Origin of the sequence: Noviherbaspirillum sp. L7-7A (assembly GCF_019052805.1) — a bacterium.
In the GTDB taxonomy this organism is placed as follows: Bacteria; Pseudomonadota; Gammaproteobacteria; order Burkholderiales; family Burkholderiaceae_D; genus Noviherbaspirillum_A.
The window spans coordinates 243,051-258,146 of sequence record NZ_JAHQRJ010000002.1; the positions used below are offsets into that span (position 1 = coordinate 243,051).

Here is a 15,096-nt window from a genome sequence, read left to right on the forward strand (position 1 = left end):
CAAACCAGCACAGAGGCAAGCGCTATTCCGGTTTAAAGTCCAGGGTCTTTACCGCCGATTTCCAGTTGTCATACTCAGACTTCAACAGTCGACCCGCCTCGTTCGAAGAAGACCCCGCCGGATAGAAGCCCTGCAGCTTGAACTGCGATTGCAGCCTAGAGTCGGCCAGAGAAGCGAGCACCGCCTTGTTGAGCCTCTCGACGGTATCTTTCGGCGTGCCGGCAGGCGCGCTTAGCGCAGCCCACTCTTCGATAAGCAGATTGTTGACACCTGCCTCGGCGAAGGTTGGCACGTCAGGCAGATCCGAATTGCGCTTGGCGCCGGTGGTGGCGAGCACACGCAAGCGCCCGCTCTTGTGGCCCGCGGTCAGTGCTGGTGCGGTGGCGCATACTGCTGGCACTTGGTTGCCCATCAGATCCTGGATTGCCGGCGCGGTGCCCTTGTAAGGCACGTGCAGCAGGCTGCTTCCGGTCTCGCGCGCCAAGATCATGCCAATGAAATGCGGCGTCAAGCCAGCGCCGGGAGTGCCATAGGCGCCGAGGTCCTTGTTGGCCTTGACTGCATCGAGGTATTGTTTCAGCGTGGTGATATTGCTGCTGGTGTTGACGGCGAAGCCATAGTCGAACGAAGCCAGTCGTGCAATCTGTACCAAGTCGCGCAGCGGATCATAGGGCAGTTTGGATACCGTATGGGGGAAAAGCGTCAGCACTGAGGACGGCGTCACCAGCAAAGTCGAGCCATCCGCCGCAGCTCTGGCCACCGTTTCCACCGCCAAACGTCCTGCCGCGCCGGGCTTGTTCTCCACAATGACCGTGCTGTTCAACTGTGTCCTGAGCCCTTCGCCGAGTGCGCGCGCGATAGCGTCGAAGCCGCCGCCCGCCTGAAATCCAACGAAGAGTTTCGTCATGCCCGACTGGGCAAATACCGGCTTGACCAAGCCGCCGGCGAGCGCCGCGATGGAACAGGATGCAAGCGAAATAAACTTTCTGCGTGTAATCAAAGTCGTCTCCATGGTTCTGAATGGCTCATCAATGCCAACAATTTTGAACGTACTATAAGCAATTAAGATATAACTTAAAAATTACTTTTTATTTTATATAAATTACAATTCAGTTATAAATTAAGCGCGCAGCATTCGTTCATTCATCACCGATGAGCTGCCTCCATTAACCCAAGGGAACGATGCAATGAGCGACCCCAGCGGTCTTGAACAGGAAAAGAGGAAGATGTTCGAACGCTTCTTCGAATCGACATTGAAGCTCAACCAACTCCGGATCTTGCTGGCACTGTCGGAATTGAAGCAGGTGAAGCTTGTGGCGCACGCCTTTCATGTGACCCAGCCCGCGATTTCAAAGCAGATCGCGGAGATGGAGGCCATTCTTGGCGTGGACCTGATCAGGCGGGTCGGTCAGCAGGTCGAATTCACGGTGTTCGGTCATGCATTGACCAACCGTGCCCGTGAAATCCTTTATCAGATCAGCAATGCCCGCAAGGACTTTGATTCGCTGCTGTTTGGATCTTCCGGCAAGGTGGCCATCGGCGCCGTGTCGACAGTGACGCCGGTGCTGGTTCCGCAAGCCATCGCGGCATTTCACCAGCGTGCGCCGAATGCAGCGGTGTCGCTGACCGAAGCAACGGCCGACCGGCTGTTCCCGATGGTGGCGGAGCGGACCGTCGACCTGATTATTACCCGGACGCCGGCGCCGTTGAACAGCCCGCATCTGCTGGACAGGGAAATCGCTAACGATCCGCTGGTGCTAGTCGTGTCTAAGCATCATCCCCTAGCATTCCGCATCGCGCCGACATGGCAGGATCTGGAAGGCAATCCCTGGATTGTTCCAAGCCGCTCTTCCCCCGTTTACCTGGCGCTTTATACGCTGCTCAAGGGTTATGGCATTACTTTGCCGGACAATTGCGTCGAGTCGATGTCGCTGTACGCCAACGCGGCGTTGGCAGCGCAGACCTCGATGATCTGCCTGCTTCCGAAAACCCTAGCAAACCGCTATGTCGCCGAAGGAAGTCACGCCATTATTCCGCTGGACACGTCGGCCATTCTGAAAAAGGTGCACATCATTTCGCTGGTAGAAAACAGTAACCCGACAGTCAGACTGATGCGGGAATGTTTCGAGTACTGCGGGCAGATCTATGCGGGTCCGGGCCCGAGCTAATCATCCGCGCCGCTGCTGTTTCCGCAGGTTCCCAGGCGATACTAGGGCCTTAGCAGGCTCGTGTTGTATCTTTGCACACCATATACCTATCCCGACATTAGATAACCATTTGGTTATTAACATTAAAAAAAATGTCAATTGTGATCTATATCGTGAAGGACAATAATCCACGCCTCATTGATGATCTGCCTTCCCTGGATGCCTGCTATGAAGCCTACGAATGTCTTGTTGATTCTATCCGATGAACATGTACACAACCTGATGGGGTGCGCGGGTCACCCCTTCATCCGTACCCCAAATTTAGACACGCTTGCGGCAACAGGCACCCGCTTCAGCAATGCGTATACGCCATCGCCGATTTGCGTGCCGGCGCGTGCCTCCCTTGCCACGGGCCGCTATGTTCACGAAATCGGCTGCTGGGACAACGCCATCGCTTACGATGGCAAGCCGGCAGGATGGGCGCGGTATCTGTCGGATTCCGGCTATGTGGTGGAATCCATTGGCAAGCTGCATTACAAAAGTCCTTCCTCTCCGGTCGGATTTCAGCGCCAGCAGCATGCGGTACATATTCACGAGGGCATAGGCCAGGTATGGGGCTCGGTGCGCGATCCGATGCCCGAGACCATTGGTCCGTCGCCGCTGTATAACAAGATCGGCGCCGGGGAGTCGGATTACAACCGATTCGATGCCCGCGTGGCCGACACCGCTGTCGAATGGCTGGCAGAGCACGCGAAGGATGAAAAGCCATGGACTTTGTTCGTGGGCATGGTCGCGCCGCACTTCCCGCTGGTGGTACCGCAGGAATACCTGGACATGTATCCGGTCGACAGCATTCCGCTGCCGATGCTGCATCCGTCAAGCGGCTATGTCAGGCATCCGTGGGTAGAAAGGCAGGCCCATTTCATGGACCATGATGCCGCGATCGGCTCGGACGAGCGGCGGCGCCTGGCGCTTGCCAGCTACTTCGGTCTGATTACGTTCATGGATCATCAAGTCGGCAAAATCCTGAGCGCGGTGGATCGGCAGGGATTGTGCGAGTCCACCACCATCATCTACAGCAGCGACCATGGCGATAATATCGGCAAGCGCGGCATGTGGAACAAGTGCTTGATGTACCGCGAGTCCACCGGCGTTCCGATGATGATCTCGGGCCCAGGCATTCCGGAGCAAAAGGTGAGCGCCACGCCGGTATCGCTGATTGATATCCAGAACACGATACTGGAACGCACCGGCTGCAACCCGGGGCTGATCCAGGGTCCGGGCCGCTCCATCGCTGAAATCGCTTGTGAGCTTGACATGCCGGATCGCCTGGCATTCAGCGAGTTCCACGCGGTCGGGTCCGAGAACGCTGCCTACATGCTGGCGAGCACGGATTTCAAGTATCACTACTATGTCGAGCTCGAACCTGAACTGTTCGACCTGCGGCAAGACCCGGAGGAAGCACGTAATCTCGCCGGCGAACCGCAGTACGCAGCTATCGTGGCCGCTTTCGAGGCGCGCCTGAAGGCGCTGCTTGACCCGGAAGCGGTAAACCGCCAGGCCAAGGCCGACCAGCAAAAGCTGGTTGATGCTTTCGGCGGCCGCGACCTCGCACTGCGCACCGGTACCCCGGCCGCCACGCCGGTGCCCAAGAAATAAGGCGTCACGGTCAATCAGGCAAGCGACGCCAAAACGCCCTGAGCGGCTCTTCGAATCTTGGTGATGGGAGAGTGCAATGGCTTTGGCCAGCCATCGCAGTGTTGCAGCCGTCATCCATACATTGAATAAAGGTCAGCAGACATGGACTCGCAACTCTCAATCGTGACATCGCACTTATACGCAGCGCTCATTTCCGAACTCGGCGCAGAAAATGTATCCAGCGATGCCGACATCGCTCAGAGACACGCCGGCGACTGGAGCGAAACTGCGAAGGAACCACCCTCGCTGGTCATTTTCCCTAGAAGCCCGGCTCAGGTTGCCGCGGCGCTAGCCGTCCTGAGTCGGTTTGGACCAAAAGCGGTGATACAGGGCGGTTTGACCGGCTTAGCAGGGGCGGCTACGCCTCATCGCGGGGAAGTCGCGCTGTCGTTGTCGAAGCTGAACCAGATCGAAGAATTCGACCGTGTCGGCGGCACGGTCACTGTACAGGCTGGCGTGACACTGGAGCAGATGCAGACCTGCGTGGAGGCGGAAGGATGGTTCTTTCCGCTCGACCTCGGCGCGCGCGGCACCTGCCAGATCGGCGGCAACGCTGCCACCAATGCAGGCGGCAACCGTGTAATCCGCTATGGCACGATGCGCGACCTGGTCCTGGGACTGGAAGTGGCGTTGCCGGACGGCTCCGTGATGACCATGCTCAATCGCGTGACAAAAAACACGACCGGTATCGACCTGAAGCATCTCTTCATCGGCGCCGAAGGCATACTGGGCGTGATCACCCGGCTGGTGCTCAAGCTTGCGCCGAAGCCGTCATCGACCGTCACCGCGCTGTGCGCGCTAACCTCATTTGACGACGCGGCGGCGCTGCTAAAAGACATGCAGCTGCATTTGCCGACGCTCTCGGCATTCGAGCTGATGTGGCAAGGTTTTATCGACAAGGCCGTGGAAATCACCGGCGCGAGGCAGCCTTTTACTGAACGGCATCCGGTCTATGTGCTAGTGGAACTGCTGGGTGCGTCGGACGAGCAGGACCGCGCGCAACTGGAAGCCTTCTTGGCGCAGGCGCTGGAACAGGAGCTTGTGCAGGATGTAATCGTGGCCCAGTCCATCGAGCATGCGAAGCAGCTGTGGGAATACCGCGAGTCCATAGGCGAGATGCTGGCCCGACTCAAACCCCATGCGGCGTTTGATGTGGGCATACCGGTTGCCGCGATGGATGGGTTCGTTCGATCGGTGCAGCTAATCCTCCAGCAGCAGTTTCCGCAGCAGAGCCATCTGTTTTTTGGCCATCTTGGCGATGGCAATCTGCATCTGTTGTCTGGTCCATATCCGGCGCCGGCAACGCTGCATCAGGTCGAGGAAATCGTGTACCAGGCCGTGGGCAAGGTAAAAGGATCGATTTCGGCCGAACATGGCATAGGTGTGATCAAGAAAGAGTTTCTGCACTTCAGCCGATCGCCGGAAGAGCTGGCGCTGATGCGTGCCTTAAAGCGGCTGCTCGATCCCAACAATGTGCTTAACGCCGGTCGTATTTTCGACTGAGGTAAGCGCACTTTTATAGACCCTCCCATTTAATAAACTGGATCAACGTGAGAGTAGCTCTGGCTGGGGAAGAAGGTGATGTCGAACGCGGCAAGTAAGGCGGGACAAAGCCCAGTTGGACTATCCATACCAAGCGGACTATCCATACCAAGCCGTTTCGTTCCACTGGTTTGAAGTGTGATGATAGTAATCAAGCTGCAGCGACCATTCGCACACAAAGTACGTCAAAAACTTGCCAGCAGCAATTACATTTAAGAAGTTTTATGTGGAACGGCCGACATGCCAAAGGGCATAACGGAAACTGATGAACCGGACGCCGGTTTGATCGGGTGCAAAGGCTAGCTCTCGTTCAAAGAACCACTGAACCTGTGCGCTTGTCAATATTTTATTGCCGCTGGCTGACACGGTCGACCAGCGCTTTACAAAGCAATGCACGAGTGGCATGCGCAGCGACGTTTTAAGAATCCCTGTCGAGGAGAATGACGATGGTGAACCGATTGATAACAGTAGCCGCTCTAGCCGTGGGTGGGATGTTACTGTCCAAGCAAATGAGTAAATCTCGTAGTTCTGGGATGCCTTCCTCAACGTCCGAATCGATTGATGTCAACGTGCCGGTCAGCACCGCTTACAACCAGTGGACACAATTTGAAGACTTTCCCAAGTTCATGGATAGCGTGCATGAGATCCGCCAGATTGATGATACCCATCTGCACTGGCGCGCTGATGTCGCTGGCAAACCAGAAGAATGGGACGCGGAGATCACCGAGCAGATTCCTGACGAACGGATTGCCTGGCGCAGCACCAGTGGCGTGAAAAATGCAGGCGTAGTCACTTTTCACAAGATCTCAGACAACACCACCCGCGTCATGCTGCAGATGGATTATGACCCGCAAACCATTACCGAGAAGGTCGGCGACGCACTGGGTCTGGTGAAAATGCAGCTGAAAGGCAACCTGAAGAGATTCAAGGAGCTACTCGAACAGCGAGGTCAGGAAACCGGCGCTTGGCGCGGCACGGTCCCTCAGGATTAACCTGCGTGGCCGTAGTGCAGTAGACCGCCTAATAGCATGCGTGTCGGAGTCGCAAACTCAGCGTGTCAATGCTGAAGGTAGTGCGCTATCACTATTATAAAGAGGTCCATGGGTACTTTAGGGGCGTGGACCCCTTTTTGCGATTCTTCTTATACTCGGCGTCAAACTAAAGTAGTCGCAGGCGCCACTCTTGATACTTCTCCTCGGCTTTGTTGCAAAAATCAGGTAGTCCAGCACATCTGCGGCAGCTCAGATAGGCTGAGCGTATGAAACCCGCTCCTCAGAAGTGCCGAACGACGAACTGGAAGGCGTACAACGCGTCATTAAAGGCGCGCGGCTTGTTGCTTATCTGGCTTGACCCCGCCATGAACTGGCACGGCCAGGCCAATGGCAAGCGTGGCCGCAGTCCGAGCTTTAGTGACGAGGCGATCCAGTTCTGCTTGAGCATCAAGTGTCTGTTCAGCTTGCCGCTACGCCAGGCGATGGGCATGACGCAAAGCCTGCTTGGGCTGGCAGGCCTGGATTGGGGTGTTCCCGACTACAGCACCGTGAGCCGCCGGCAAAAGACATTGCGTGTCGCTATCGAAGTCGTGCCGACCACGACCGGCCTGCACCTGTTAGTCGACAGCACCGGCATCAAGATGCTGGGCGAAGGCGAATGGAAGACCAAAAGGCATGGCGCCGATTACCGCCGCCAATGGCGCAAGGTCCATCTCGGCATCGATGCTGCCACGCTTGAGATCCGGGCCATGGAAGTGACTGGCAACAGCATCGGTGATGGCGCTTACGATACGAAGGGCTGCCATGAGGCCATCGCGCCGCGTCAGGCGGATGCCATCATTCCGACCCGTAAGAATGCCAAGCCATGGAAGGCAAATCGGACTGGTGCCGTGGCGCGCAATGAGATTCTGCGGGCGACACGCTGGCTAGGACGAACAATCTGGAAAACATGGAGCGGCTACCACCGACGCAGTCTGGTCGAGACCAAGATGCGCTGCTTCAAGCTGCTTGGCGAACCCATCATGGCCCGTGACTTCGACCGCTAGGTCGCTGAGCTGCAGGTCCGTGCCGCCGTCTTGAATCGCTTCACGCGTCTTGGCACGCCTACTACGGTCACGATGGCATAACTCCGCCGACAGAAAAGCAAACTCTGCCTTTACCTTATTTGTGCAACAAAGCCCTTCTCCTCCAATAAACGCTATTGAAGCTGCCGACGGATCTCACTTGCATCAGGAGGTGGTCTATGCGGTTATGTCGCATTGAGCGAGGCGGCTCGCGCTATCCGGTAGACTGTTGTCTTTGTAAAATGGGCAGGCGGCCATCCTGAATACCAAACGGACGCGATTTCCGGTCGACGTGATTTTGGTTTGCACTCGCTGGTATGCGGCTTATCCCTTGAGTTACCGGCATCTCGAAGAAATCATGCAGGAACGCGGCATGGTGGTTGATCATTCCTCGATCAATCACTGGGCGGTCCGGTTTTTGCTTTTGCTGGAAAAAGCCTTCCAAAAGCACAAGCACGCCGTCGGTACCAGCTGGAGGATGGATGAAACCTTCATCAAGATCAAGGGCGCCTGGAAGTATCGGTATCGGGCAGTCGACAAGCAAGGCCAGACGGTCGATTTCCTGTTGACGGCTGAGCGTGATGCAGCCGCCAAGCGCTTCTTCGGGAAGGCCATCTAGCACAACACGGTGCCCGACAAGGTAACAATGGACAAGAGCGGCGCCAACCAGGCAGCGCTGGAGCAGCTGAGCAACGAGCGGGAAGTACCGATCACGATTCGACAGGTAAAGTATCTCAACAATATTGTCGAGCAGGATCACCGTGCGATCAAACGCATCACGCGGCCGATGCTCGGTTTCAAATCGTTTCGAGCGGCGCGTGCGATCCTGGCCGGCATCGAACTGATGCATATGATTCGCAAAGGCCAGTTCCTACTAAAGGTCGACGGTATGTCATTTGCCGACCAGTTCTACACATTGGCAGGACAATTCCGGCTGGCATAAGAAGTCGCTGGTGAAACCTGGTACCACTTTGCCTGGCTCCCGCTAACGCGACGCAACCCAGTTTGAGCTCACCGAGCAGACTCGACAGTCGGTCGTCACCTGAATCGAGAAGGCGCATCTCACTTCCGGCCAGTATCTCTATCGAAGCAAGGTAGCCAAGCCGCTGCATCTGTTGCCTCATCAGTACGCACGTATTTTTGCCTGCTGAGTGGGGTGAACTGGTTTGGATGCATCAGCTTATGGCACGCACACTATGCGACGAACCAACGTCAGCGGTATTGCTCATTGTAGTATGAGCTTGTAAAAGGCTGCTCACAACCTTTAACACTTCAGGATGGTGTGACATCCCTAGATGACTCACCCCCTTCACCTCAATGTTGCGGTATCCAGGCGCTTCTCTTCCTAGACAACTTTGCCAATTTATGATGCCGTCAGTTTGCGAGTAGAGCGATGAGGAAGGTACTGGCGGCTCTTCACTCAAGCGCTGAAGTAGGATTTCGTCAATAAAAAATTGACTGCCGGTGAACTTGCCAAATATCTTTTCTGCTGCAATGACATCTGGTTTGACAAACGGCGTAGCCAAGGTGATGACCTGTCGTACAAGGTGAGGATACAATTTTGCTAGTTCGCGCGCATAAGTGCCCCCTAGGCTGCAGCCAATAAGGGAAACAGAACACTGGTGATGGGCTTGAATTTCCACCAGTTGTTTGCTCAGTAGCAAAAGCCACTGGTCAAAATCAATTCCCGGTCCGTAGTTATAACCTTGCCGCCAGTCATAAACAGCATAGCCAAGCTGTTGCAGTCTTACTCGCAGATCGGCGGTCGAACTGCCATTAAGAGTCAGTCCCGGATATATCAATATTGGATGACCGTCACCTCGCTGGGAGAGGTCACGCCAGTGGGTATGGCCAGCCACGTAATCACACATCGCCTGAAACGGTTCAAGCGCAAAGAGAAGCGGGGAAGTCGGTAGGACATTGAACATAGGTACTCCATAAAGTGATTGAAAACGGCTCACTGCTACTACCTAATACAAAGGAGTTCAGTGCTTATTGTCATCATTCATGGAACTCGCCAAGATGCCGAACAGGAATAAAGACTATAAAAAAGCCGCAGCGGAGGTCTCTGCGGCTCTGACTCGCCTGTTACAAGGCCGTGTTACTGAAGCTTAATTATTGCGTAACCTTGACGCCATTGTTTTGGCCAGCGCGGTCGTTATTCGACTTGATAGGCGTCGTCAGCTTTTCCATGGCTTCTTGCTGGCGCTGCGTTGCCTTTGCTGTCTCTTCGGAGGCTTTCTGCGCCACCTCATTGACTACGGCTTCCGTCGCACGAACCGTTTTCGGAACATGGGACTCGAGCGTACGCGCAGCGCTTGCTTGCGTTTCAGCCAGAATATTTTGAACGTGTTGCTGATAGGCACGAATCTTCTCCGCGGTGGGCTGGGCTTGGCCGGCCACAATGGAAAGAGCCTCATTGCGGTCAATCGAAGAGAACAGTTGCTTAGTGCTTGTCAGCGATTCTTCCATGACAGTGGTTGCGACTTGCACGTTCAGTTCATTCATTTTCTGGACGCCTTCAAACATTTTCTTTGAGATTTCCGAAAAGAACGCAAATTGTGCATCAATTTGGGATTTGACTGCAGGAGAAACGGAGGGCTGATTAAAATAAAACATTAGTAATTCCTTGCACTAAATTCTCTGAATCAATTGATTGCAGAGTGATTGCCGTTGTTCGAGTGCAGCCATTCTTTGAAGTTCAGATATTAGTCATATTTAAATGTTTTTATATATATATCTGATATGGATATTGGTGATAATTCCAACCGAAATTATCTAACAATTTGTGCGACTATTTGATCTATAGATTTTTGGTGTGTTCTGCCTTTAAAATATAATTAGCACATAACCCATTGATTGGTAAAGAAAATATTTTAAAATTATCCTGAGATATTCGTTGCTGGTATGGCGTATAAATCCTATATAGAATTTTATCGAATTTTCTATAGTCAATATTATTGAATAGAAATAGTTGTTTGATAAATTATGTGTGGTTTTTTGAAGTGCGTAAAAATTGTCTAACATTTTTGGGAAAAGAATTTTTAAATGCATTTCCATGACTAAGCGAGTCGTTCCAACAAAATCAGCTGTTCAGTTATTTTTTGATTTATATCCAAGCCGATAGCGTCGGCACTGGATCGTCTGCAGCAGTGCTAAGCCTGCCTTAGCGCTTTTAACCACTGATATTCGGCCGCCGTCCTGGCCAATTCTTGTACTACCCCAACTGCGCGTCACTATCCACTGCCCGAACATGTCCTGCTCGAGCACTGCGGTATAGAACCGGCTATGCCAGACGAAGCGCAACTTGGTCGGGATGGGGCAGGGGAGGGTAACGGCGTCTTCCGGGTCGACTATGACTTGCCCGTGCGGCCCGGGCTATTGATGTTGATGTTGATGCTGATATAGGCGCCGTACTTCTTCGCTTCTGCCTGGAGACGCTTGAATAGCTCAACCCAAGTCAGAGGTGCCAAGCTTGGCGTATTATAATTTTGAATCGCCACGAGTTCACTAGACACTCCTAAGTCTACAATTTTAGGTTCAAGGAGAAGTTATGAGCTGCAAGAGGCACACCGCGGAATTCAAGATCGAAGCGGTTAAGCAGGTAACGGAGCGCGGTTACCCGGCTACGGAGGTAGCGGCACGGTTAGGCGTGAGCTCGCACAGCCTTTAACTGCTCGACATAACATACCACCCTCGATATTGAGCTAAAACAGCGCTCGGCCAAACTGGGTATGGCCATTGCCGCCAGCGGCGTTATTCTGGTTGACGCGGAAGACGCTGTACTTGTCGCTATAAAATGCCTGCGGCTTGCCGTGCTGTTGGATATAGGCACGCGTCGCCTCGAAATAGCTGAAGGTTGATTCCGACCGGGTGAAATGCAGCTGCAAGAGCTGGCTGGTGGCATCGTCCACGTAGACCAGCAAAGTACACGCCGGTCCCCGATCTTCAAACCAGTGGTGGTCGCTGCCATCAATCTGGACTAGCTCGCCAAAACAATGCCGGCGGTTGCGCGGCTGGTAAATCCGTGCCGGCCGCTGGCTGCGTGGAACCCACAGACCGACGGCGGACATGAGCTTGCGGACGGTTTCCTTCGACAGATCAATGCCGTGTAGCTCACGCAGCTTCTCGCATGCGAGGGTCGGCCCGAAATCAGCATAGCGTTCCCGGACAATCATCAGGGCAACTTGCGCGAGTTCTGCGTCGATTTGATTATTGCTGGGCCGATTGTAGCGTCGCGACACTAAACCCATAGCGCCTTGCGCTTCGTAGCGTCGTACCAATCGCCGGACTTGGCGCACACTCAACTGAAGTCGGCTGGCGGCCTGTCCAGGCTTTAGGCCACCATCAACGACTTGCTGAATTACTTTGAGCTGATCCAGCGCGCGCATCGTCATCGTGATACTCCCAGCGTTGTTCATCGCGATCTCCCTGTGAGCCGCAAGAATGCGCTGCTTCAGGGAAAAACGGACATTTCAACTTTGCTAGAAGCGGACATTACAACTTTGCCGTGACAAGAAAAAAACTGATAATCCGTGTTATGTAAAATTAAGTAGAAGCTTATATCTTACCATAAGTTAAAATGTCCTTACGTTGATTCGTGGCGCGGTGCGCGCGTTACGGGAAATTTTCGCGTGCTCAAATCGCCTACCGCCGTCGTTGCCCGCCCAAGTTTAGTCGTCTTTTTGTATGCGGCAGCAGTTCTCGCCTTCCCAGCAACGGAGATACCAGAGAAAGTAGAAACGGGGCTGTTCGAATTTTGCTCTTTGACAGGTTGAATGACGGCGAATATGAATTACTTAGAAGCAGACCACTGTTGATCCAAAGATCGGGAACGCGGGCCGGTGGCAATGAATTCTTCAAAGTTCTCTTCTGGTAACGCTTCGCTAAAAAAATAACCTTGGAATGCATCACATACGCATTGGTCAAGAAAATCAAATTGGCTTTTGGTCATCACGCCTTCTGCAACGACTTTCAGGCCTAGATTGCGACCTAGGGTAATAATCGTTTTTACTAACGTAGCGTCCTCTTCGTTTACTTGTATATCCCTTACAAACGATTGATCTACTTTCAGTTGCTCAAAAGGTAAACGCTTGAGATAAGACAGCGATGAGTAGCCGGTGCCGAAATCATCCAATGAAAATTCAATGCCAATGGTTCGCAATTGATTCATTTTTTCTGCCGTATCTCCCACGTCGTCAAGCAGAAGGCTCTCGGTCAACTCCAGCTTCAAACGGCGAGGGTTGGCGCGATGCTTATCAATGGCTTGTAAGATGTGATTCACGAAATCGGGATGGCGAAATTGCCGGGCGCTGACATTGACTGCCAGGCTAATCTGTGACGTTTCTGCCCGCGTGGCCCATTTTGCCAATTGACGGCACGCCGTATCCAGTATCCACTCGCCAAGGGGCAGAATCAATCCAGTATCTTCAGCCAGATGAATGAACTCAACTGGCGCAATCACGCCGTGCTGCGGATGCAACCATCGCAGCAATGCTTCTGCACCAACAATTTGCCCGTTACGATCCATCTGAGGCTGGTAGTATAGAAGAAAGTCCTCGTCGAGAAGGCTGCGACGCATATTGGTTTCCATTGTGACTCGTGCTTTGATGGCTGCCTGCATCTGGGGATCAAAAAATTGTATCGTATTTCGGCCGGCCGCTTTCGCTTGGTACATGGCAAGGTCGGCATGTTTCAGCAGTTCTTCTACGGTTACAACGGGTCCCTGGAACAGGGCAATACCAATACTCGGCGTGGTATGGTGTTCATACTTATTTAAATCGTATGGCGAATTGAGCGACGTCCGTATCTGTTCTGCAATGTGGTCGGCATGGCCAACGGCTTCTGCAACGTGCATGCCAAGCTGCCCCACAACAACAACAAATTCGTCCCCTCCCCATCGAGCCACGGTGTCACCTTCACGTACGGCTTGCGATAAGCGCTGCGCGACTTGTTGTAAAAGCAAATCGCCCATGTCGTGTCCCAGCGTATCGTTAAGTACTTTGAAATTATCGAGATCAATGAACATTACAGCGCCCACGCTTCCGCGACGGTTGTTAGCGAGTAATTCATGCTCTAATCGATCCAGTAGCAGCTGCCGGTTAGGCAAACCGGTTAGAGCGTCGTAAAAAGCGAGCTGATGTATCTCGCGTTGCGCCGCCTTTCGATCACTGATATCGGTGTGGATCGAAAGAATTGATTGTGGTGCACCATTGTCATCTCTGACCAGCGTCGAGCGGCCTTCGACCATGAAGCAGGTACCGTTCTTGCGCCGTACAGTCAGTTCACCGCGCCACTCGTCAGCATTTAATACTTCAGTCACGACTAGGTCAAACACGGAAGCGTTGCCGCAACATAGTTCGCGTTCAGACTTGCCGAGGACTTCTTCCTTTGTCCAGCCATAGAGCCGCTCAGCACTCTTATTCCAGAAAATGATGGATTCATCCATTGTGACGACAAAGATCGCGTCCTGTGCCTTATCGAGCAGCGAAGCTTGTTCACGAAACCGCTGTTCATTTTCTTTCAGCGTTGCGACGGCTCGTTCTCGTTCAATCACAACGCTCGCCATGTAAGAGCAAGCCTTGAGCAACTCCATTTCCGCCAAGTCTGGTGATCGAGGCGCATCCGAATACACAGCAAACGTGCCATAAACTTGCCCGGTGCTGCCGATAATAGGCATTGACCAGCAGGCGTACAAGGCATTGCGCAACGCTAAGTCTTTATAATTCGCCCAAAGCGGGTCCCTGCTGATGTCTTCAACAATAATGGGCTCGCCCAAATAGGCTGCGGTTCCGCATGACCCCACGGCGGGACCTATTTCTACTCCATTGATTGCTTCAATAAACTCTTGGGGAAGCTTCGGAGCAGTGCCGTGGTAGAGACGGCGCGTCTCGGCATTGAGCAACAGAACCGAACCGCGAATGCGTGTGTCTTGCGATTCAGCAACGTCTATAACAGCATTGAGGATTTCATCGACGGGCGCACCAGCTGCAATGCGCTCCATTATGTGCATTTGCGCATTGGTAAACGCCTCACGTCGGTGACGGCTAGTGATGTCTTTAAAATACACGGCTAATCCGTCACTGAACGGGTGCACATGGATTTCGAACCATTGTTTCCAAGGGGCATAATAATTTTCGAATTCGACAGCTCGACGCTTGGTCATCGCGCGGCGGCATTCGCGTTCAAAATCTGTTCCAATGGTTTCTTTGAAAGCGTCCCAAAGCTCACTTTGCAGGAGAACGTGCCGTGTCTGCTGCAAAACAACTTCAGCGCTCTTGTTGATGAATGTGAATCGCCATGCCTGATCGACGGTAAAGAAAGCGTCGGTAATGTCGTCCAAGGTAGGAATCAGACCGTTTGATGGCGTGGTAGACTGGGTCTCCATCTTTGCTTCCATCGTTACGCATTGTCAAAGGCATGTTCATTAAGCGTCATGCGAATGACACTTGGCAACACTTGAGGCTGGGTCGCTCGACACCTAAATCAACAGCCGCTCCTATCAATCCGTACCACTATGACACTAATTGAACGTACTCCTGAGCGTCTATTTGGTCAAGGCTAGCTTTCGGATTGCCGTTTAGTACTCGAGCGTCATAGCGGACTAAAGGGTTCGCCCAATGTGGATTTGTTGCTGAAAAAGTTATTAAAATG

8 protein-coding genes and 4 pseudogenes are annotated in these 15,096 nt (G+C 53.3%); 7 read left to right on the forward strand and 5 right to left on the reverse strand.

Annotated elements, in window-relative coordinates:
• Positions 1 to 22: 22 nt before the first annotated feature.
• Positions 23 to 1,012, reverse strand: coding sequence for a tripartite tricarboxylate transporter substrate-binding protein (locus KTQ42_RS19375; RefSeq protein ID WP_217347255.1), 990 nt, complete (start codon positions 1,010 to 1,012; stop codon positions 23 to 25).
• A gap of 175 nt (positions 1,013 to 1,187) precedes the next feature.
• Between KTQ42_RS19375 and KTQ42_RS19380 the strand changes: the two genes are divergently transcribed.
• The 6 genes and pseudogenes from KTQ42_RS19380 to KTQ42_RS19405 all read left to right on the forward strand — a co-directional run bounded on the left by KTQ42_RS19380 (position 1,188) and on the right by KTQ42_RS19405 (position 8,386).
• The gene (locus tag KTQ42_RS19380; RefSeq protein ID WP_217347256.1) at positions 1,188 to 2,168 is read left to right on the forward strand and encodes a LysR substrate-binding domain-containing protein; all 981 of its coding nucleotides are present in this window, start codon (positions 1,188 to 1,190) and stop codon (positions 2,166 to 2,168) included.
• A gap of 207 nt (positions 2,169 to 2,375) precedes the next feature.
• Positions 2,376 to 3,806: a sulfatase-like hydrolase/transferase gene (locus KTQ42_RS19385; protein WP_217347257.1), complete on the forward strand. Its 1,431-nt coding sequence runs from the start codon at positions 2,376 to 2,378 to the stop codon at positions 3,804 to 3,806.
• Positions 3,807 to 3,947: 141 nt separating this feature from the next.
• Positions 3,948 to 5,348 carry an FAD-binding oxidoreductase gene (locus KTQ42_RS19390; protein ID WP_217347258.1) on the forward strand — a complete coding sequence of 467 codons (1,401 nt, stop codon included), beginning with the start codon at positions 3,948 to 3,950 and terminating at the stop codon, positions 5,346 to 5,348.
• 485 nt (positions 5,349 to 5,833) lie between these two features.
• A complete protein-coding gene (locus tag KTQ42_RS19395; protein WP_217347259.1) occupies positions 5,834 to 6,379 on the forward strand; it encodes an SRPBCC family protein in 546 nt (181 codons plus the stop codon).
• Between the two features lie 266 nt (positions 6,380 to 6,645).
• A pseudogene (locus tag KTQ42_RS19400) lies at positions 6,646 to 7,506 on the forward strand (IS5 family transposase).
• Positions 7,507 to 7,699: 193 nt separating this feature from the next.
• Positions 7,700 to 8,386: pseudogene (locus KTQ42_RS19405) on the forward strand (IS6 family transposase).
• A 232-nt stretch (positions 8,387 to 8,618) separates the two neighbouring features.
• Here KTQ42_RS19405 and KTQ42_RS19410 read toward each other — a convergent pair.
• Together KTQ42_RS19410 and KTQ42_RS19415 are read right to left on the reverse strand one after the other, a co-directional pair.
• Complete coding sequence (locus tag KTQ42_RS19410) at positions 8,619 to 9,371, reverse strand: alpha/beta hydrolase (RefSeq protein ID WP_217347260.1); 753 nt, start codon at positions 9,369 to 9,371, stop codon at positions 8,619 to 8,621.
• Positions 9,372 to 9,558: 187 nt separating this feature from the next.
• Complete coding sequence (locus KTQ42_RS19415) at positions 9,559 to 10,062, reverse strand: phasin family protein (protein ID WP_217347261.1); 504 nt, start codon at positions 10,060 to 10,062, stop codon at positions 9,559 to 9,561.
• Positions 10,063 to 10,996: 934 nt separating this feature from the next.
• Between KTQ42_RS19415 and KTQ42_RS19420 the strand changes: the two are divergent.
• Positions 10,997 to 11,113: pseudogene (locus KTQ42_RS19420) on the forward strand (transposase); the annotation flags it as partial.
• A gap of 40 nt (positions 11,114 to 11,153) precedes the next feature.
• On the opposite strand, the pseudogene KTQ42_RS19425 reads toward KTQ42_RS19420, so the two are convergent.
• Both KTQ42_RS19425 and KTQ42_RS19430 read right to left on the reverse strand, forming a co-directional pair.
• Positions 11,154 to 11,864 (reverse strand): annotated as a pseudogene (locus tag KTQ42_RS19425) (ISNCY family transposase); the annotation flags it as partial.
• A 374-nt stretch (positions 11,865 to 12,238) separates the two neighbouring features.
• Positions 12,239 to 14,842: an EAL domain-containing protein gene (locus KTQ42_RS19430; RefSeq protein WP_217347262.1), complete on the reverse strand. Its 2,604-nt coding sequence runs from the start codon at positions 14,840 to 14,842 to the stop codon at positions 12,239 to 12,241.
• Positions 14,843 to 15,096: the final 254 nt, after the last annotated feature.

Coding starts and splice junctions, on each gene's coding strand:
- KTQ42_RS19375 (WP_217347255.1), bottom strand. CDS start 1,012: ATGGAGACGACTTTGATTACACGCAGAAAGTTTATTTCGCTTGCATCC.
- KTQ42_RS19380 (WP_217347256.1), top strand. CDS start 1,188: ATGAGCGACCCCAGCGGTCTTGAACAGGAAAAGAGGAAGATGTTCGAA.
- KTQ42_RS19385 (WP_217347257.1), top strand. CDS start 2,376: ATGAAGCCTACGAATGTCTTGTTGATTCTATCCGATGAACATGTACAC.
- KTQ42_RS19390 (WP_217347258.1), top strand. CDS start 3,948: ATGGACTCGCAACTCTCAATCGTGACATCGCACTTATACGCAGCGCTC.
- KTQ42_RS19395 (WP_217347259.1), top strand. CDS start 5,834: ATGGTGAACCGATTGATAACAGTAGCCGCTCTAGCCGTGGGTGGGATG.
- KTQ42_RS19410 (WP_217347260.1), bottom strand. CDS start 9,371: ATGTTCAATGTCCTACCGACTTCCCCGCTTCTCTTTGCGCTTGAACCG.
- KTQ42_RS19415 (WP_217347261.1), bottom strand. CDS start 10,062: ATGTTTTATTTTAATCAGCCCTCCGTTTCTCCTGCAGTCAAATCCCAA.
- KTQ42_RS19430 (WP_217347262.1), bottom strand. CDS start 14,842: ATGGAAGCAAAGATGGAGACCCAGTCTACCACGCCATCAAACGGTCTG.